Origin of the sequence: Pseudoxanthomonas helianthi (genome assembly GCF_017939625.1) — a bacterium.
GTDB classification, from domain to species: domain Bacteria; phylum Pseudomonadota; class Gammaproteobacteria; order Xanthomonadales; family Xanthomonadaceae; genus Pseudoxanthomonas_A; species Pseudoxanthomonas_A helianthi.
In genome coordinates this window covers 239,886-258,859 of the sequence record NZ_JAGKTC010000002.1, presented here as the reverse complement: position 1 = coordinate 258,859, position 18,974 = coordinate 239,886, and the positions used below count along the sequence as shown (strand labels likewise).

Sequence of the window (18,974 nt, the reverse complement as noted above, 5' to 3'; positions counted from 1 at the left end):
GCAGATAATATATCTCTTTATCCGGATGAATAAGTAGAATATTCCACCGGCGATCGGGCAACCTGTATCGCCGCACGCTCCCCTTCCCCAAGGAACTTCCCATGTCCCATCCCGTCGTGGCCCCGCTGGGCGCCGCCATCGCCCTTGCCCTCGCCTTCCCCGCCTTCGCCCAGCAGGCTTCCGGCAACGCCACCGAGCTGGACACGGTCATCGTCACCGGTACCCGCGCCAGCGATCGCACGGCGCTGGAATCGACCGCGCCCATCGACGTGCTGACCGCCGAGGACATCCGCAAGGCCGGCGCGCTCAACGGCGAGCTGGGCAGCGCGCTGCAGGCCTTGCTGCCGTCGTTCAACTTCCCGCGCCAGTCCAACTCCGGCGGCGCCGACCACGTGCGCGCCGCGCAGTTGCGCGGCCTGTCGCCCGACCAGGTGCTGGTGCTGGTCAACGGCAAGCGCCGCCACGTCAGCGCGCTGGTCAACACCGACAGCAAGATCGGCAAGGGCACCACGCCGGTCGATTTCAACGCGATCCCGCTCAACGCGATCAAGCGCATCGAAGTGCTGCGCGACGGCGCCGGCGCGCAATACGGCTCCGACGCGGTGGCCGGGGTGATCAACGTGATCCTCGAGGATGCACCCGAAGGCGGCGCGCTCGAAGCCAGCTACGGCCTGCACCACACCGACGTGGAACCGATCGACCGCACCGTGACCGACGGCCAGACCGGCTATTTCGGCGCCAAGGTCGGCACCGGCCTGGGCGATGGCGGCTTCCTGCGCCTGGGCCTGGAATACAAGCACCGCAACGGCACCAACCGCGCCGGTTTCGACCAGATCCCGTTCTGGGAAGAACAGACGGCGGACAACCTCGCCCTGGCCGGCAAGCGCAACTACTGGCTGGGCGACGGCGAGTCGAAGGACATCAACGGCTGGTTCAACGCGGAAGTGCCGGTCGGCGAAGCCGGCGCGTTCTACGCGTTCGGCACCTGGCACCAGAGCGACACGCGCGGCGCGAACTATTTCCGCTATCCCGACGGCGCCGCCAACTGGAAGGAGATCTACCCGAACGGCTACCGACCGGTGTCGCTGGGCGAGAACTTCGACGCCTCGCTGGTCGCCGGCCTGCGCGGGCAATGGGGCGCATGGGACTACGACGCCAGCCTCAACCACGGCCGCAACGACTTCACCTATCGCCTGGAAAATTCGTTGAACGCGTCGCTGGGCCCGACCAGCCCGACCCGCTTCAAGACCGGTGACTACAGCTTCGCGCAGACGCTGTTCAATTTCGATTTGAGCCGCGCGTTCGGTGCGCACGTGTTCGCCGGCGGCGTCGAATTCCGCCGCGAAGACTACGAAACCGGGGCCGGCGACCCGGCCAGCTACGCGGCCGGTCCGTACACCGATCGCCCGACCGGCTCGCAGGCCGGTGGCGGCCTGACCCCGCAGGACGTGGCCGACCTGTCGCGCGACGTGTCCAGCGTCTACGCGAGCGTGTCCAGCCAGTTCGGCGACAAGCTGAGCACCGACATCGCGGCGCGCTACGAACACTACGAAGGCTTCGGCGGCCAGTTCACCGGCAAGCTCGCCGCGCGCTACGAGTTCGCGCCGGCATTCGCGCTGCGCGGTGCGGTGTCGAACAACTTCCGCGCGCCGTCGCTGAGCCAGATCGGCTACGAAGCCACCTCCACCGGTTACGACGCCTCCGGCCAGTTGCTGCAGGGCCGCCTGCTGTCGGTCGAGAATCCCATCGCCCGCGCGCTGGGCGCGACCGAGCTGCAGCCGGAGAAATCGGTCAACCTCAGCCTCGGTTTCACCAGCCGGATCGGCGAGCACTTCGACCTGTCGCTGGATTTCTTCCAGATCAACATCGACGACCGCGTGGCCCTGTCCGAGGACATCACCGGCCAGCCGCTGACCGATTTCGTCGAACAGAACTTCGGCGTGCGCGGCGTGCAGAGCGCCAGCTTCTTCGTCAACGCCGCCGATACCCGCACCCGCGGCGCGGAACTGGTCGCCAACTGGCGCCAGGCGTTGGGCGGCGGCGAACTGCTGCTGACCGGCACCTGGAGCTACGCCAAGACCGAACTGGAGCACATCGTCGCCACGCCGTCGCAATCGCTGGCGCTGGATCCGGACTACGTGCTGTTCGGGGTCGAGGAAAGCAACACGCTGACCGATGCAGCGCCGCGCACCCGCGCGCAGTTCGCGGCGAACTGGAACAACGACAAGTGGGCGCTGCAGGCCCGGGTGCAACGCCACGGCAGCGCGACGCGCGTGTTCGACTTCGGCGGCGGCTTCGTGCCGACCCAGACCTATTCGGCGAAATACCAGCTGGATGCGGAAGTCGAGTACCGCATCACGCCGAAGTGGAGCGTGGCGCTGGGCGGGCAGAACCTGACCGACGAATACGCCGACCGTTCCAGCGAGGACATCGCCTATTTCGGCAACCTGCCCTACGACGTACTGTCGCCGGTCGGCAGCAACGGCGCCTACTACTACACGCGGGTCCGTTACGCGTTCTGATACGCACCGATCGGACGAACCCGGGTCCCGGCGCTTTCGCCGGGACTATTCGACGAACCGGGCGCGCTGCCCGGTGGTCGGCACGTGGCAGGTCGTCGTGCCGAACCAGCGATAGCGATTGCGCGCCAGCCAGCGATACGCCGGGTCGCGCAGGCCGCGCGGAATCCCGCGGATGATGCCGGCGATGCGCCATGGCCCGCCGAGTCCCGCCAATACGCGGACGATGGCGTCGGTGTCGATGTACGCGCGGCCGTCCTCGACCAGCAGGAACGATGCGGGATCATCCGCGTCCAAGCCGTGCCCGGCGAGCAGGCGGCGGCCCGCCGCGGTCTGCATCGCGGCGAAACGATAGCGCGCGCGCCGGTCGTGGCGCAGCAGGAAGCGGACCCAGCCGTTGCACAGCACGCAGATGCCATCGAAGACGATGAGCGGGCCGTCGCCGCCAGTCGTCCTTTCACTCGACATGCAGCCATCCCCGGTAGCGCACCAGCAGGCCCGCCAGCGGCAAGGCGGCGGCGACATCGAAGTGGTAGCGGCCGTCGCGCTCGAACTCGTGCGCCCGCACGTCGTCGAACCAGCCCGTCGGCAGGGGCAGCAAGCCGAAGGCGCGGACGCTGGCAACCCGCCAGACGATCGCGCCCGCGTCGACGCCGAGCCGGAAACCGAAACGCACCCACCCGAGCCGCTCGCACAACAGGCCATCGCGCGCCCACAGCCGCGAACGCATCGCATGGCCGGCGACGTGGCGGGTCCAGCGTTCGTGCGTCGGCACCGCTTCGATCTCGACCTCGATCGGGCCGCTGCCCGGCGACGGCAACCGCGTGGCCCACGCGCACAGCCTCGACAGCACGCCGGCCCCGCGCACGACTTCGACTTCACCGCGATAGCGGTGCAGGCCCGGGTTCGAGTGGATGCCTCGTACTTTCGGCGGCAACGCGGCGAAGTCGCCGCCAAGCAGGCCGGCGTACAGCGCGGCGCTCACGCCTGTTTCCACACCAGCGTAGCCATGCGCCCGGTGCGTTGGTCGCGACGATGCGAGAAGAAGCGTTTCTCGTCGCTGATCGTGCACAGGCCGCCGCCGTGGATGTCGGCAGGCGACATGCCGGCATCGACCAGTCGCTGTCGCGCCAGTGCGTACAGGTCGACCTTCCAGTGGCTGGGCCGGGTCGGCGCGAATGCCGTTTCGGCACGCGCGTCGCGCGAGACGAAGCCGTCGAACACTTCTTCGCCGATTTCGTAGGCCTGCGGGCCGGCAGCGGGGCCCAGCCAGGCGACCAGGTCCCGGGGGGCCGCGTGCATCGCGGCGACGGTGTTCTCCAGCACGCCGGCAACCAGTCCGCGCCAGCCTGCATGCGCCGCGCCGACTTCACCGCCGTCCTTCGCCGCGAACACCACCGGCAGGCAATCGGCGGTAAGGATGGCCAGCACGACGCCCGCATCGGAAGTGACCGATGCGTCGGCGATCGGCTCCGGCGCACCATCGGGCGGCACCACGTCGCCGGCGCCGAAACGCTGCACGGCCACGCCATGCACCTGCTGCAGCCAGTGCGGTGCATCCGGCAGGCCGCAGCGCTGGATCAGTTCGTTGCGGTTGGCCGATACGGTGCGCACGTCGTCGCCGCTGCGCAGGCCGAGATTGAAACGGTTGAACGGGATCTCCGACGCGCCCGCGCCGAAGCGCAGCGTGGTGAAGGCGACGACACCAGGCGGTGCAGGCCAATCGGCGGGCAGGATGGCGCTCACGGTTTGTGCGCCGCCACGTCCTCGCGCAGCAGGCGCATCAGTTCCTGCATGTCGGCCGGCACCGGCGCGGACACGCGTAGCGGTTCGCCGGTCGAGGGATGGGAGAACTCCAGCGTTTCCGCGTGCAGGGCCTGTCGCTTGAAGCCGCGCAGCGCCGCGATCAGTTCTTCCGACGCGCCCTTGGGCAGTTTCAGCGGACCGCCGTACAGCGGATCGCCAACGATCGGGTATTTGATGTGCGCCATGTGCACGCGGATCTGGTGGGTGCGGCCGGTTTCCAGCCGGCACTCCAGCGCAGTGTGGTTGCGGAAGCGTTCGCGCAGGCGGTAATGGGTCACCGCATCGCGGCCGTCCTCGCGCACCGCCATCTTCAGCCGGTCGCGCGGATGGCGGTCGATCGCCGCATTGGCAGTGCCGCCGGCGACCATCGCACCGACCACGATGGCCAGGTATTGGCGATGCACGTCGCGCGCGGACAGTTGTTCGACCAACGCTGCGTGCGCCTGCAACGTGCGCGCGACCACCATCACTCCGCTGGTGTCCTTGTCGAGGCGATGCACGATGCCGGCACGCGGCAGCGCGGCCAGCGACGGGTCGCGGAACAGCAACGCATTGACCAGGGTGCCGTTCGGGTTGCCGGCGCCCGGGTGCACGACCAGCCCGGCGGGCTTGTCCAGCACGAAGACCTGGTCGTCCTCGTACAGCACGTCCAGCGGGATGTCCTCGGGCAGCGCGTGGGTCTGGGTTTCGAGCACGGCGTCGAGGCTGGCCACCTGCCCGCCGCGCACCGGGTCGCGGGGGCGGGCGATTTCGCCGTCGAGGCGGGCGTCGCCGGACTTGATCCATTCGGCCAGGCGCGAACGGGAGAATTCGGGGAACAGCTCGGCCAGCACCGCGTCGAAGCGGCGGCCGGTCGCAGCGTCAGGCACCACGGCGCTGCGCGGGGCGTCCTCGTCCGGCGATTCGGGAGCGGAGGGGTCGGGGGAATGGCTGGCGGGAGGCGGGGTCATCGGGGGACTGTTGGCCGGGCGTTCATGGCCGGGAGGCCGCCTAGGCTATCATCGCTGCCTTGTTTCCCTGCCGCGGCCCTTCCGCCAGCCCATGACCCAGCGCGCCTCCCACCGCCTCCACGCATTGCGCATCGTCGCCCTGATCCTGGTCGTCGCCGTCACCGGCACCGGCTGCGGCAAGTGGTTCAAGAAGGACAAGAAGGCGGATGTCAGCGCGCCGGTCGAGGAGATGTACCAGAAGGCGCACCAGTCGATGCGCAAGAACAACTGGGACCGCGCCGAGATCGACTTCCGTGCGCTGACCGCGCAGTACCCCTACGGCCCGTACACCGAGCAGGCCCTGGTCGAGACCGCCTACGCCCAGTACAAGGCCGGCAAGCGCGACGACGCGGTGTCGACCATCGACAAGTTCATCCGCACCTACCCGAACCACCGCAACATCCCGTACATGTACTACCTGCGCGGCCTGGCCAACGCCAACAGCGACACGGTGTTCCTGCAGCGCGTGTGGCGCCAGGACAGCAGCCGCCGCGATCTGGCTTCGCCGAACCAGGCCTACAGCGATTTCTCCGTGGTAGCCGAGCGCTACCCGAACAGCCGCTACGCCGCCGACGCGCGCCAGCGCATGGTCGCGCTGCGCAACATCTTCGCCCGCCACGAGCTGGATACGGCGCTGTACTACCTGCACCGCAAGGCCTGGGTGTCGGCCGCCGCGCGCGCCAAGTACCTGCTGGAAACCTACCCGCAGAGCACCTACCAGAACGACGCGGTCGCCACGTTGGCCGAGGCCTATACCCAGCTCGGCAACCAGACCCTGGCCGCCGATGCCAAGCGCGTGCTGGAATTGAACGACCCGCAGCACCCGTGGCTGCACGGCGATTGGCCGGACTATCCGTCCGCGTTCCGCCGCCTCAATCCGTTCGCCGGCGAGAAGTCGCCGCTGGACAACGACGACAAGCGCAGGAAGCAGTAATCGCGCAACGTCATGACGAAGGGGCCGCAAGGCCCCTTTGCTTTTGCATGACCGACCCGTGGGAGCGGCTATAGCCGTGATCGCTTCTCGTGGGAGTACCTATCGCGGCTATAGCCGCCCCCACATCAAGGCTTGATTAACCGGAATATTTGTTGGTGATCGGGTAGCGCCGTTCGCGGCCGAACGCGCGCCGCGAGACTTTCGGCCCCGGCGCAGCCTGGTGGCGTTTCCACTCGCTGATCCGCACCAGCCGCAGCACCTTGTCCACCGTCGCCGGGTCGAAACCGGCCGCGACGATCTCGTCGCGCGACTGTTCCTGGTCGACGTAGCGCAGCAGGATGCCGTCGAGCACGTCGTACGGCGGCAGCGAATCCTGGTCCTTCTGGTTCTCGCGCAATTCCGCGGTCGGCGGGCGGTCGATCACCGCCGGCGGAATCACCGGCGCGCCAGCGACGGTATTGCGCCAGCGCGCGAGCGCGAATACCTCGGTCTTGTACAGGTCCTTGATCGGCGCATAGCCGCCGCACATGTCGCCGTAGATCGTCGCGTAACCGACCGCGTATTCGCTCTTGTTGCCGGTGGTCAGCAGCAGGCCGCCGAACTTGTTCGACATCGCCATCAGCAGCACGCCGCGGCTGCGCGATTGCAGGTTTTCTTCGGTCGTGTCGACCGGCCGGCCTTCGAACCAGGGCGCCAGCGCCTCGAGGAAGCCCTTGAACGGCGCCTCGATCGAAATCGCCTCCAGCTTCACCCCCAGCGCGGCGCATTGCTCGGCAGCCAGGTCGTTGGACAGGCCCGCGGTATAACGCGAAGGCAGGCGCACCGCAGTGACGTTCTCCGCGCCCAGCGCGTCCACCGCGACGGCCAGCACCAGCGAGGAATCGATGCCGCCGGACAGGCCCAGCCAGACCTTCGAGAACCCGTTCTTCGCGCAATAGTCGCGCGTGCCGCGGACGATGGCGCGCCAAGCGAGCGCATCCCGGCTTTCATCGCCATCGGCCGGCCAGGCCACCGGAATGAACTTGCGCGTGGCCGCGTCGTAATCGGCGACGCACCAGTGGTCCTCGAAAGCGCGCGCAGCGGGATGGATGCAGCCGTCGCCATCGGCCAGCACCGATGCGCCATCGAACACCAGTGCGTCCTGCCCGCCGACCACGTTGACATAGGCCAGCGCCACGCCGGTCTCGGCTACGCGCATCGCCAGCAGCGCATCGCGCTGCGCGTGCTTGCCCAGGTCGAACGGCGAAGCGTTGGGCACCAGCACCAGTTGCGCGCCGGCACGCGCGGCGTCGGCCAGCGGTTCGGCGAACCACAGGTCCTCGCAGATCACCAGGCCGACCAGCACACCGTTGACTTCGAACACGCAGGCGCCACCGTCCGGATCGATGTCGAAATAGCGCCGTTCATCGAACACCGCGTAGTTGGGCAGTTCGCGCTTTCGGTAGGTCGCGGCAACCTCGCCATCGCGCAGCACGCTGGCTGCGTTGTAGACGATCGCACCCGCGCTCTGCGGCCAGCCGACCACGGCGACGATGCCGTGCGCGGCCGTGGCGATGCGCTGCAGCGCGGCCTCGCAATCGGCCAGGAACGACGGCCGCAGTAGCAGGTCTTCCGGCGGATAACCGCTGACCGCCAGTTCCGGAAACAGCACCACGTCCGCGCCGTGCACGTCGCGCGCCTCGGCGATCATCCGCGCGATGCGCGCTTCGTTGCCGGCGATGTTGCCGACCGGGAAATCGAACTGGGCCAGGGCGATGCGCAACTTGCCTTGCATTTCAGATCCCATGAGTCAGGAAGTCCAGCGCGTCGATGATGGACAGGCGTTCCGCGGACAGATCCGCCACCTGCCTGCCGAGCATCTGCATCGGCACATTGGTGATCTGCGCCGTGTCCATCACCATCCGCTTACCTGCAACCATCAACGACGGCATCAGGCGGCTGACCGACATCCGCGCATGTTCGGGCGCGATCAAGGGCACGACCACGCGCGACTCGGCGCTGTCGATCAGATCGCTTTGCACGTTCAACCAGCACGGGATGGACCGCCGCGACGCCGCGTCGGCATTGGCGTAGACGGAAAACTGGCTCATTCCTTGAGCGACGCCTTGAAGGCACGCACGTGGTCGCCGGCGAGCCCGTCGCGCTTGATGCGCTCATTGTACGCGGCGATCGCTTCGCGGTTTTCCTCCAGCCACCGTTCGCGCAGGCGCGCGCGCACTTCCGCTTCCAGCGCCTTTTCCAGCGTTGCGGAGAGATTGATTTCCAGCGCCTTGGCCTGGTCCAGCAACTCGGCGTTGACGCTGAGGTTGGCCGCGCGCTTGGCGGCATAACCGGCGTTCTCTTCACGGATGCGCATGGGCATGCTCCGCACCAATCATGCGCATAACCTATGCGCATGATTGGGAGCTGTCAAGCCATGAAAAAAGCCGCCCTGAGGCGGCTTTTCCCATGGAAGGCACCGCGAGCATGCCACGGCGCGCCGCCTGCCACGCAGGTCGCTTACTTCAGCCGCGCCGCGATCGCCGCGCCCAGGTCGCCCGGCGACTTCACCGTGGTGACGCCGGCCTTTTCCATCGCGGCGAACTTGCCCTCGGCCGTGCCCGAGCCGCCGGACGCGATCGCGCCGGCATGGCCCATGCGCTTGCCCTTCGGGGCCGAGGCGCCGGCGATGAAGCCGACCACCGGCTTGGTCACGTGCTTGGCGATGTATTCGGCCGCTTCTTCCTCGGCGCTGCCGCCGATCTCGCCGACCATGATGACGCCTTCGGTCTGCGGGTCTTCCTGGAACAGCTTCAGCGCGTCGATGAAGTTGGTGCCGTTGATCGGGTCGCCGCCGATGCCGATGCAGGTCGACTGGCCGAGGCCGGCATCGGTGGTCTGCTTGACCGCTTCATAGGTCAGCGTGCCGGAGCGCGACACGATGCCGACCTTGCCCGGCATGTGGATGTGGCCGGGCATGATGCCGATCTTGCATTCGCCGGGCGTGATCACGCCGGGGCAGTTCGGGCCGATCAGGCGCGCGCCGGGGTAGCCCTTCAGCACGTTCTTGACCCGCAGCATGTCGAGCACCGGGATGCCTTCGGTGATGCACACGATCACCTTGATGCCGGCGGCCGCGGCTTCCATGATCGCGTCGGCCGCGAACGGCGGCGGCACGTAGATGACCGAGGCGTCGGCGCCGGTCTTGGCGACGGCTTCCTGCACGGTGTCGAACACCGGCAGGCCGAGGTGCTGGGTGCCGCCCTTGCCCGGGGTCACGCCGCCGACGACCTGGGTGCCGTAGTCGAGCATCTGTTGCGCATGGAAGGTGCCCTGCGAGCCGGTGAAGCCCTGCACCAGCACCTTCGTGTTCTTGTTGATCAAAACGGACATTTCGCTTTCCTTGAAGGTGGGATCAGGCGGCGTGCTTGACGGCTTCCACCGCCTTCTTCGCGCCATCGTTGATGTCGTCGGCCGGGATGATCGCCAGGCCGGAGTTCTTCAGCAGCTCCTTGCCGGCATCCACGTTGGTGCCTTCCAGGCGCACGATCACCGGCACCTTGACGCCCACTTCCTTGACCGCGGCGATGATGCCCTCGGCGATCATGTCGCAGCGGACGATGCCGCCGAAAATGTTGACGAAGATCGCCTTGACCGACGGCGAGCGCAGGATCAGCTTGAACGCCTCGGTCACCTTCTCCTTGTTGGCGCCGCCGCCGACGTCGAGGAAGTTGGCCGGCGCGCCGCCGTTGAGCGAGATCACGTCCATCGTGGCCATGGCCAGGCCGGCGCCGTTGACCATGCAGCCGATGTTGCCGTCCATGGTCACGTAGTTCAGGTCGTACTTGCTGGCCAGCACTTCGGTTTCGTCTTCCTGGCGCACGTCGCGCATGGCGACGAGTTCCGGATGGCGGAAGCTGGCGTTGTCGTCGGAGTTGATCTTGCCGTCGAGCACGGCCAGGTCGCCGGTGTCGAGGATCGCCAGCGGGTTCAGCTCGACCAGGGCCAGGTCCTTGTCGTTGAACAGCTTGAACAGGCCCAGCATGATCTTGGTCAGCTGGCCGGCCTGCTTGGCGTTCAGGCCCAGGGCGAAGGCCAGGTCGCGGCACTGGTACGGCTGCAGGCCTTCGACGAAGCTCACGTTGAGGGTCTTGATCGCCTCGGGCTTCTCGTGGGCGACCTGCTCGATGTCCATGCCGCCTTCGGCCGAAGCGATGAAGGTGACGGTCTGGGTGCCGCGGTCGACCAGCACCGACAGGTACAGTTCCTTGGCGATGTTGGTCGCCTGGGTGATCAGCACGCTGTCGACCGGCAGCTCGACGCCGGCGGTCTGGTAGGTCGCCATCCGGGTGCCCAGCATGGCCTTGGCGTACTGCTTCACCTCATCCAGGGTCTTGGCCAGCTTGACGCCACCGGCCTTGCCGCGGCCGCCGGCGTGGATCTGCGCCTTCACCACCCAGAAGTCGCCACCGATAGCCTTGGCCGCGGTCACCGCCTCATCGGGGGAATGGGCCACCTGGCCCTTGGGAACGGCAATGCCGTAGTCGCCGAACAGTTGTTTGGCCTGGTATTCGTGGAAATTCATGCGTCACCGTAGTCAGGGGATCCGATCGCATCGCGCGCCGGGCGGCCGGGCAGCGGCCCGGCCGGGGGCGTGGCAGATGGGTCCGCTATTGTCGCGCAGCGGGTGCTGCAGCGCAAAATGCGGCCGTCCTATACTTTTGGCTCATCCCCCGGGGTTTCCGCTTGTCCCAGCGCGCGCTCTCCTTCGGATACCTCAGCCAGGCGCCCGAGCGGGACCTGTATTTCTTCGCCCTGTACCGGCTGCTGGAAGCGGCGCTGCTTGCCGCCCTGCTGTTCAGCCCGCTGCGCGAGCTGATCGGCGGATCCGCCCCGCCCAAGCTGGCCGCGCTGGCTTCGGTCGGCTATCTGGTCGCGGCCACCTTCCTGTTGCTGCTGGGCCGGGTGGACGGCTGGCGCACCGGCGTGACGGTGCTGGGCGTGATGGTGGACATCGCCGTGGTCGCCCTGGTCTGCCACGCGCTGCCGGCGGCAGCGACCATCGCGGCCCTGCTGCTGACCTTCAACGTGGCCACCGCGGCGCTATTGCTGCCGCGGGCCCTGGGCCTGGCGCTGGCGCTGCTGGCCGGCCTGGCCCTGATCGGCGTGGAGGTCTGGGAGGTGCTGCACGGCCGCGCCGGCACCGAGGCGCTCAGCCAGCCGCTGGCATTCACCGCGAGCTATGTGGCGGTGGCATGGCTGGCGAACCAGATGGGCCAGCGCGCGCGCGCCAGCATGGCCCTGGCCGAACACCGCGGCTCGGCGCTGAGCCGCCAGGTCGAACTCAACGAGCTGATCATCCGGCGCATGCGCACCGGCGTGCTCCTGGTCGACGAGGATGGCCGCATCCGCCTGGCCAATGAAGCCGCGCTCGCCGCGCTCGGCGCCGGCGCCACGTCGCTGCAGGGCCTGCTCCTGCGCGAGGCCGCGCACCCCTTGAGCGTGCGCCTGGCCGAGTGGCGGCGCAGCGGCGAACGCAACGACAGCCCGCTGCAGATCGACCCCAACCAGCCGGACGTGCTGCCGCGCTTCGTCCGACCGCATCCGGAAAGCGGCCAGACCCTGGTGTTCCTCGACGACGCCAGCCTGGTTTCGCGCCGCGCCGAAACCCTGACCCTGTCGACCCTGGGCCGCTTCGCCGCTAGCCTGGCCCACGAAGTACGCAACCCGCTGGCCTCGATCAGCTATGCCGCGCAGTTGCTCGAGGAGACGAAGCTGCCCCCCGGCGACCAGCGCCTGGTGCAGATCATCGTGCAGCAATGCCGGCGCACCAACACCATCATCGAGACGGTGATGGGCCTGGCGCGGCGCGAACGCGCCGTGCCCGAGCAACTGGACCTGCGCCGGTTCGTCGAGCGTTTCGTCCGCGAATACACGGCCAGCCTGCCGCTGGAAACGGACCGGATCGAGGCCGTGACCGGCAAGGACGCAGTCACCGCGGTCGTCGACCCGCGGCACCTGCACCAGGTGCTGTCCACGCTGGTGCAGAACGCGCTGAACCACGGTCGCCTGCCCGGCGAACCGGCGCGCGTATCGCTGGTCGCCCACTTCGACGGGCAGCCGACCCTGGATGTGATCGATCGCGGCCCCGGCATCCCCGAGGCTACCGCTACGCAGCTGTTCCGCCCGTTCTTCACCACCTCGGAGCACGGCACCGGCCTGGGCCTGTACCTGTCCCGCGAGCTGTGCCTGGCCAACCAGGCCACGCTCGAATACGTGGCGGTACCCGGCGGCGGCAGCTGTTTCCGCATCCGCTTGCCGGGCACCCATACGCTGCTACCGGGCTGAGGAGCGCTTTCTTGTGGGAGCGACCTCGGTCGCGAATGCTTTCGGGCAGTTCCCTCCGCAGGGCATTCGCGACCGAGGTCGCTCCCATAACCCTCCCCCGCCGCGTAAACTGCCGCGAACTGACAGCAGGTAGCCATGAGCGACGCGCGCAACGCACTGGTAGTCGACGACGAACGCGACATCCGCGAACTGCTGACCCTGACCCTGGGCCGCATGGGCCTGCGCGTGGACACCGCGGCCAGCCTGGACCAGGCGCGCGAACAACTCGCGCGGCAACGCTACGACCTGTGCCTGACCGACATGCGCCTGCCCGACGGTTCCGGACTGGAACTGATCGGCGAAATCGTGCGCCGCTTCCCGCACACGCCGGTGGCGATGATCACCGCCCACGGCAACGTCGAGGCCGCGGTGGAAGCGTTGAAGGCCGGCGCTTTCGACTTCGTCAGCAAGCCGGTGGAGCTGTCGGTGCTGCGCGGCCTGGTGACCCACGCGCTGCGGCTGGAGGCGCCGGCGACGCCCGCCGCCGCGGCCACGTTGCCGCCCGCGCCGGGCAGCGGCCGCCTGCTCGGCGATTCGCCCGCCCTGGTTGCCCTCCGCGCGACCATCGCCAAGGTCGCGCGCAGCCAGGCGCCGGTGTACATCCTGGGCGAATCGGGGGTGGGCAAGGAGCTGGTCGCCCGGACCATCCACGAGCAGGGCGCGCGCGCGGCGGGGCCGTTCGTGCCGGTCAACTGCGGTGCGATCCCGGCCGAGCTGATGGAAAGCGAATTCTTCGGCCACAAGAAGGGCAGTTTCACTGGCGCCCATGCCGACAAGCCGGGCTTGTTCCAGGCCGCGCACGGCGGCACCCTGTTCCTCGACGAAATCGCGGAGCTGCCGCTGCCGATGCAGGTAAAGCTGCTGCGTGCGATCCAGGAGAAGACCGTGCGTCCGGTCGGTGCCGCCAATGAGGTCGCGGTCGACGTGCGCATCCTCTCGGCCACGCACAAGGACCTGTCCACGCAGGTCGCCGACGGTCGCTTCCGCCATGACCTGTATTACCGCCTCAACGTGATCGAACTGCGCGTGCCGCCCCTGCGCGAGCGCACCGAAGATCTGCCAGCGCTGGCCGCGGCCATCCTGGCGCGGCTGGCCAGCGAGCAGAAGCGCCCCGCTCCGCAACTGGGCGCCGACGCGCTGGCCGCCCTGGCCGCGCACCCGTTCCCGGGCAACGTGCGCGAACTGGAAAACCTGCTGGAACGCGCGCTGGCCTTGGCCGACACCGACGCGCAAACGCTTGGCGCCGAAGACCTGAACCTGCCCGTGCCGCCAGCCGCTACGGGTCGTCCTGCGTCTCCGCCTCCGGCGGCGGCGGCGCCCGCGCCCGCTCCGCTCGAAACGGAGGAATCCGGAGGCGACGCGTCGCCGGCCTTGCCCGGCTACATCGAGGAGCTGGAGCGAGCGGCCATCATGAAGGCACTGGAAGAAAACCGCTGGAACCGCACCAAGGCCGCGGTCCAGTTGGGCATCACTTTCCGCGCGCTGCGCTACAAACTGAAGAAGCTCGGCATCGAGTAGGAGCGGGCCTGCCCGCGACCGAGACCTCACGCCGGAGCCCTCTTCGCGTCGCTGCCGACGCCCATCAACGCGAATAGCCCCCCCCGAACTGACTCTACGCGTCACTTTTGGCCACAGACCGATCCGCTACCAATGAGGCGAAAAGCCTTTACCCGCCAAATGATGGCGGTTTTCCCCACGCTCCATTGAAGCCCGTCACAAAGCTAACCCGCCCCTCACCGCCCTGACTTTTGGCATGCATCCTGCGTGATACAGCCGCACGTGCCAGTTGCACGGCGCCGAAGGACCGGGTCAGCCGGCAACCGGGTACGTCGTCATCCATCCACTCCTAGGGGATACACCATGAAGAAGCAGCAGGGCTTTACCCTGATCGAATTGATGATCGTCATTGCGATCATCGCCATCCTGATGGCCATCGCCATCCCGGCCTACCAGGACTACGCGGTCCGCACCAAGGCTTCGGAAGGTATCAACTTGGCGGCCGCGGCTAAGCTGGCCACGGCCGAGACGTATTCGTCTACCGGCCACTATCCGCCGAGCAACGCAAGTGCCGGTCTGCCGACCGCTGCATCGATCAACGGCAAGTACGTGACCAGCGTCTCCACCGTCGATGGTGTTGTCACGATTACCTATAGTGGCGCTGAACCGAAGCTTCCCAACAACGCCACTCTGCTTCTTTCGGCTTCCACGGCCGCTGGTTCCGTCAAGTGGAAGTGCAAGAAGGGCGCCAACATCACTGACAAGTACCTGCCGTCCGAGTGCCGTAACTAAGTTCGACTTGATTGCGCTGGCGCAAGGTGAAGGGCTGCGTGAGCAGCCCTTCTTTTTTATGCTGACGTAATGCTCTCGGCCTATTCCCTAGTGGACAGCCATTCCCGGCCCATTACCGGTCCGCTTTCATGAGCGGCGTGTTCGCTCACTCCCAGAGCTGGCGTTTGCCATTTGCCGGTCTTGCGCTGGTCTTGCTGGTTGCTTGGGCCTACTGGCCGGGCCTGACAGGACCGTTCCTGTTCGACGATTTCGGCAACCTTGATGTATTAGGTGCCTACGGTCGCATACGAGACTGGCCGACCTTCCTGTACTACCTCACTTCTGGCAATGCCGACCCTACCGGTCGCCCTGTCGCGTTGCTCAGCTTCTTGTTAGACGCACGTGACTGGCCAGCCAATGCCTGGGCATTCAAGCGCACTAACCTGCTCTTGCATCTCCTCAACGGCGGCCTGCTGGCTTGGGTGATCGCCCGCTTGCAGGTCGGCCTGTGTCGCCGCGACCCCACATTTGTAGTCTCGCGCTGGACCCCGTTGCTAGCCGCCGCATTGTGGGCCGCGCATCCGTTCTTCGTCTCCACCACGCTTTATGTAGTCCAGCGCGAAGCGATGCTGCCGATGACCTTCGCCCTGCTAGCGCTGCTGGCCTGGGATCGCGCAGTGTTGGCGTTCGACGCCTCTCGCACCACTCACGGTTGGTGCTGGGTGATAATGGGCGTGGGCACTGCTACCCTGCTGGCCGGACTGTCCAAGGCCAACGGCTTCCTTGCACCAACCTTGGCAGGATTGGTCTATCTGCTATGCCTCAGGCCAACGCAGGATTCGACAGGCGATCGACGGCAGACCGACCTCGCAGCATGGCTGTGCCTGGGTCTGCCGACCCTGGCGATCCTGAGCTATCTGGCATACACAGCTTGGCTGCTGTGGCCGCTCTCGGAGCTGTACGGTCGCGATTGGACATTGCCGCAACGCCTGCTCAGCGAGCCGCGCGCCCTGTGGTCCTATCTGGGCCAATGGTTACTGCCGCGCGCCGGTGGTGGCGGTGTCTACGTCGAAGGCTTCTCGCCTTCGCGAGGCTGGCTGGCGCCATGGACCACGCTACCCGCAATGCTCGGCTTGCTGGCCTGCACCATTTGGGCCATCGTATTTCGGCGACGTTTCCCGGCCTTGTGCTCAGCCGTCCTGTTCTTCCTCGTCGCGCACATGCTTGAAAGCACGACAATTCCGCTGGAGCTCTATTTCGAGCATCGCAATTACTTGCCGATGGCATTATTCGGCTGGCCGGTGGCACATTTCCTGCTCCGCCCCGGTCCTTATCCACGCTATCGCGGCGCTGCCGCAAGCCTATTGTTGGCCACATTGCTCCTGCTGACTCATGCTCGAGCCATTACTTGGGGAAACCCGGCACTACTAGGCATGGTATCTGCCGACTACGAGCAAGATTCCGCACGTGCCCAAGTTAGCGCTGCTGCCGAGGAAATTCGAACAGGGCAGATCCGGGCCGGCTTGGGACGACTGCACCAAGCCCAGCTTACAGCGCCAGAAGATATTGACGTGGCGATCAGTGCCGTCGGTCTGGAATGTCAGACGACAGGCCGATTGGGCGCGGACACTATGCGACGGGCGTTACGCACGCTGAGCAGCGCACGACGATGGAATTACGGCTTGTACCAGTGGTTCCAGGATGCCAGCCGCAACCCAACCGCGGTCGACTGTATTGGCATGGGCCTTACCGGACTGGAACAGTTGGTTGCGGCAGCGGAGTCGAACCCGCAAAGCGCGGCATCCTTGCGCAAGCGTGGCTTCTGGCATGTTCGCGGCCTGATCGCGCTGGCCCACAACGATCCGAACCAGGCATTGCGCTGGTTCAATGCAGTTCTGGCACTTGAACCAGATGCCGACTATGCACTTGTGCAAGCTGCAGCGCTTGGCAACGCGGGATCGCCCCGGCTAGGAATCGTGCATCTGAACGAATTCCGCCGACTTGAACGACAGCAATCTGCATCACGCATCCGCGACATGGCCAGCCTGCATCGCTGGCTGTTGCAGCACTATGGCTATTATGAAAACGAACTAATCCAACTTCGCCAGAAGCTCGAAGCGGATGCGAGTGCGTCCCAGCTGGCGGAACCAGCATGAGCCATCCCCCATCGCCGGATCGCATTACATTGTGTGCCCTGCTGGGATTACTGGTGTGCATCGCTGCCGTATATGCAGGAGGCTTGGCTGGTGGCTTCGTGTTCGACGATTACCCGAACATCGTAGATAACGCAGCGCTGCACGTAGGTTGGAATAGCGACTGGCATGCGTGGCTGGCAGCAGCCTTTTCGTCTCCATCACAGGAATTGGTTCGGCCGCTGGCGATGCTCAGCTTTGCCTTCAACCACGCCACATTTGGGCTTGATCCATGGTGGATGAAGTTGACCAATGTAGCTGTCCATTTGCTCAATACCTGCTTGGCCTATGCACTTGCGCGCCGCTTGTTCGCCGTCATCTATGCCATAGATACCGTCCGGTGCAACCGTATCGCACTATGGGTCGCCGCGATCTGGGCGCTGAACCCGATCAATCTAATGGCAATCCTGTTCGTGGTTCAGCGCATGGAAAGCCTGAGCCACACATTCGTATTCCTAGGCCTGTGCCTGTACATGGATGGTCGCCAGCACCTGATCGCGCAAGGCAAAGGCTGGACCAGGCTGCTGACGGGACTGGTCGGCTGCACCGCTATGGGTCTGACAGTCAAGGAATCGGCGGCACTGCTGCCACTTTATGCACTGTGCGTCGAATGGATCCTGTTTGGTTTCCGTGGCTTCGACAGTCGACGCGACTGGCGCCTCTGGATCATGTACTTGCCGGGGCTGGTGCTTCCCGGCCTGCTCGGCATGGCCTGGCTGCTGCCGGGCCTGCTGCGCGGCGGGCACTACCCGGGACGCGACTTCGGCCTTGTCGAGCGGTTGATGACCGAAAGCCGCGTGGTGATGGACTACCTTCACTGGACCTTGCTACCGGACATGGGCCAGCTCAGCCTATACCACGACGACTATCCGGTATCGCGCGGATTGTTGTCGCCCCCTTCCACCGCGGTTTCGTTGATAGCCATTACGGTCTTGCTTCTGGCCGCCTGGCGATCGCGCCGTCGTTGGCCGCTCGCAGCCCTGGGCATGCTCTGGTTCTTCTGCGCACAACTGCTCACCGCCACGGTGATTCCGCTGGAACTGGTCTACGAACACCGCAATTACTTCGCTTCGTTCGGCCTGTGCCTGGTACTTGGCGATGTGCTGCGACACGTCGCAGGCAAGGACAGTATGCGTAGGGCAGTCTGGCTGATGGCCCTCCTGCTATTGATCTTGTACGGCGCTTTCACCGCGTTGCGTGCGCGCGAATGGAGCAACCCGCTACGTTTTTCGATGGCCGAGGCCACCAAGCATCCAACCTCTCCGCGGGCGACTTTCGGCCTTGCGAGAGACTTAGCCGTATTAAGCGGGTACCAAATCGATTCGCCTTATCTGGCGCCTGCGCTTGCGGCACTCGAACGGGCCATGCAGGTCGATGGCGCCACGCCTTTGCCTGCGACGACCGCTATCATCCTGGCCAATCGCAGCGGCTCACCAGTGGATGTACGCTGGTGGAACAACTTGCGGGAACGCCTGCACACCAATCCGCCGGGACCCCAACCACGAGGCGCACTGGGGTCGCTAGTCGATTGCGGCCTGCAACGCCATTGCTCCTTGCCCACCCAGGAAATGGATGCAGTTTTCACCGCTGCACTGAGCCATGGCCGCGACCCTGAAATACTCAATATCCAGGGCAATTACGCATTGAATGGCCTGGGCAATCCCACGCTTGCGGCTCAATTGTGGGAGGAAGCCGCGCGCTTGGCCCCAAGGGTCGCCGAGTACCAGATCACCTTGGCCAAGCTCTACGCGGCCAGCGGACAGCCCGAACGGGCCCGGGCCCACATTGAGCATCTGCGGCACCTGGGCAGGCTGGGGCAAAATGAAGAGGCGGCACGGGCGCTCGAACGCCTCGTCGAACAGAAGTCTGCCACCCATCCACAATTCGATCGACGCTAGCT

Annotated in this window: 16 protein-coding genes; 7 read left to right on the top strand and 9 right to left on the bottom strand. The window is 66.3% G+C overall.

Annotation, left to right across the window (positions count from 1 at the left end; translation table 11 throughout):
* Positions 1-101: 101 nt before the first annotated feature.
* Entirely contained in the window at positions 102-2,522 is a 2,421-nt protein-coding gene (locus J5837_RS08865; RefSeq protein WP_210536412.1) for a TonB-dependent receptor plug domain-containing protein, read from the top strand.
* A gap of 45 nt (positions 2,523-2,567) precedes the next feature.
* On the opposite strand, the gene J5837_RS08860 is transcribed toward J5837_RS08865, so the two are convergent.
* From J5837_RS08860 to rluD, 4 genes are read right to left on the bottom strand one after another with little or no spacing between them, the layout of a single operon-like run.
* Positions 2,568-2,987 (bottom strand): thiol-disulfide oxidoreductase DCC family protein, encoded by a 420-nt coding sequence (locus J5837_RS08860; protein WP_210536411.1) that lies wholly within the window; start codon positions 2,985-2,987, stop codon positions 2,568-2,570.
* Positions 2,977-3,504 carry a DUF4166 domain-containing protein gene (locus J5837_RS08855; RefSeq protein ID WP_210536410.1) on the bottom strand — a complete coding sequence of 176 codons (528 nt, stop codon included), beginning with the start codon at positions 3,502-3,504 and terminating at the stop codon, positions 2,977-2,979. Before J5837_RS08855 ends, J5837_RS08860 begins: the two co-directional genes overlap by 11 nt.
* On the bottom strand, positions 3,501-4,265 hold the full coding sequence (pgeF, locus tag J5837_RS08850; RefSeq protein ID WP_210536409.1) for a peptidoglycan editing factor PgeF: 765 nt from the start codon (positions 4,263-4,265) through the stop codon (positions 3,501-3,503). The genes J5837_RS08855 and pgeF overlap by 4 nt, the downstream gene beginning before the upstream one ends.
* Positions 4,262-5,275: a 23S rRNA pseudouridine(1911/1915/1917) synthase RluD gene (gene rluD, locus J5837_RS08845; RefSeq protein WP_210536408.1), complete on the bottom strand. Its 1,014-nt coding sequence runs from the start codon at positions 5,273-5,275 to the stop codon at positions 4,262-4,264. The genes pgeF and rluD overlap by 4 nt, the downstream gene beginning before the upstream one ends.
* A gap of 91 nt (positions 5,276-5,366) precedes the next feature.
* On the opposite strand from rluD, the gene J5837_RS08840 reads away from it, so the two are divergent.
* On the top strand, positions 5,367-6,248 hold the full coding sequence (locus tag J5837_RS08840; RefSeq protein WP_210536407.1) for an outer membrane protein assembly factor BamD: 882 nt from the start codon (positions 5,367-5,369) through the stop codon (positions 6,246-6,248).
* 136 nt (positions 6,249-6,384) lie between these two features.
* Here J5837_RS08840 and J5837_RS08835 read toward each other — a convergent pair whose 3' ends face one another.
* The 5 genes from J5837_RS08835 to sucC all read right to left on the bottom strand — a co-directional run bounded on the left by J5837_RS08835 (position 6,385) and on the right by sucC (position 10,812).
* Positions 6,385-8,022 (bottom strand): NAD+ synthase, encoded by a 1,638-nt coding sequence (locus J5837_RS08835; protein ID WP_210536406.1) that lies wholly within the window; start codon positions 8,020-8,022, stop codon positions 6,385-6,387.
* 1 nt (position 8,023) lies between these two features.
* A complete protein-coding gene (locus J5837_RS08830; RefSeq protein ID WP_210536405.1) occupies positions 8,024-8,338 on the bottom strand; it encodes a CcdB family protein in 315 nt (104 codons plus the stop codon).
* The gene (locus J5837_RS08825; protein WP_210536404.1) at positions 8,335-8,604 is read right to left on the bottom strand and encodes a type II toxin-antitoxin system CcdA family antitoxin; all 270 of its coding nucleotides are present in this window, start codon (positions 8,602-8,604) and stop codon (positions 8,335-8,337) included. Before J5837_RS08825 ends, J5837_RS08830 begins: the two co-directional genes overlap by 4 nt.
* Before the next feature lie 143 nt (positions 8,605-8,747).
* Positions 8,748-9,620, bottom strand: a complete 873-nt coding sequence (sucD, locus tag J5837_RS08820; protein ID WP_210536403.1) for a succinate--CoA ligase subunit alpha — start codon at positions 9,618-9,620, stop codon at positions 8,748-8,750.
* A 22-nt stretch (positions 9,621-9,642) separates the two neighbouring features.
* Complete coding sequence (gene sucC / locus J5837_RS08815; protein WP_210536402.1) at positions 9,643-10,812, bottom strand: ADP-forming succinate--CoA ligase subunit beta; 1,170 nt, start codon at positions 10,810-10,812, stop codon at positions 9,643-9,645.
* Positions 10,813-10,973: 161 nt separating this feature from the next.
* Here sucC and J5837_RS08810 point away from each other — a divergent pair, with 161 nt between their 5' ends.
* The 5 genes from J5837_RS08810 to J5837_RS08790 all read left to right on the top strand — a co-directional run bounded on the left by J5837_RS08810 (position 10,974) and on the right by J5837_RS08790 (position 18,972).
* Entirely contained in the window at positions 10,974-12,575 is a 1,602-nt protein-coding gene (locus tag J5837_RS08810; protein ID WP_210536401.1) for a sensor histidine kinase, read from the top strand.
* Between the two features lie 135 nt (positions 12,576-12,710).
* Positions 12,711-14,132, top strand: coding sequence for a sigma-54-dependent transcriptional regulator (locus J5837_RS08805; RefSeq protein WP_210536400.1), 1,422 nt, complete (start codon positions 12,711-12,713; stop codon positions 14,130-14,132).
* 342 nt (positions 14,133-14,474) lie between these two features.
* On the top strand, positions 14,475-14,903 hold the full coding sequence (locus J5837_RS08800; protein ID WP_210536399.1) for a pilin: 429 nt from the start codon (positions 14,475-14,477) through the stop codon (positions 14,901-14,903).
* A 128-nt stretch (positions 14,904-15,031) separates the two neighbouring features.
* The gene (locus tag J5837_RS08795) at positions 15,032-17,038 is read left to right on the top strand and encodes a tetratricopeptide repeat protein (RefSeq protein WP_210536398.1); all 2,007 of its coding nucleotides are present in this window, start codon (positions 15,032-15,034) and stop codon (positions 17,036-17,038) included.
* On the top strand, positions 17,035-18,972 hold the full coding sequence (locus J5837_RS08790) for a hypothetical protein (protein ID WP_210536397.1): 1,938 nt from the start codon (positions 17,035-17,037) through the stop codon (positions 18,970-18,972). The genes J5837_RS08795 and J5837_RS08790 overlap by 4 nt, the downstream gene beginning before the upstream one ends.
* Positions 18,973-18,974: the final 2 nt, after the last annotated feature.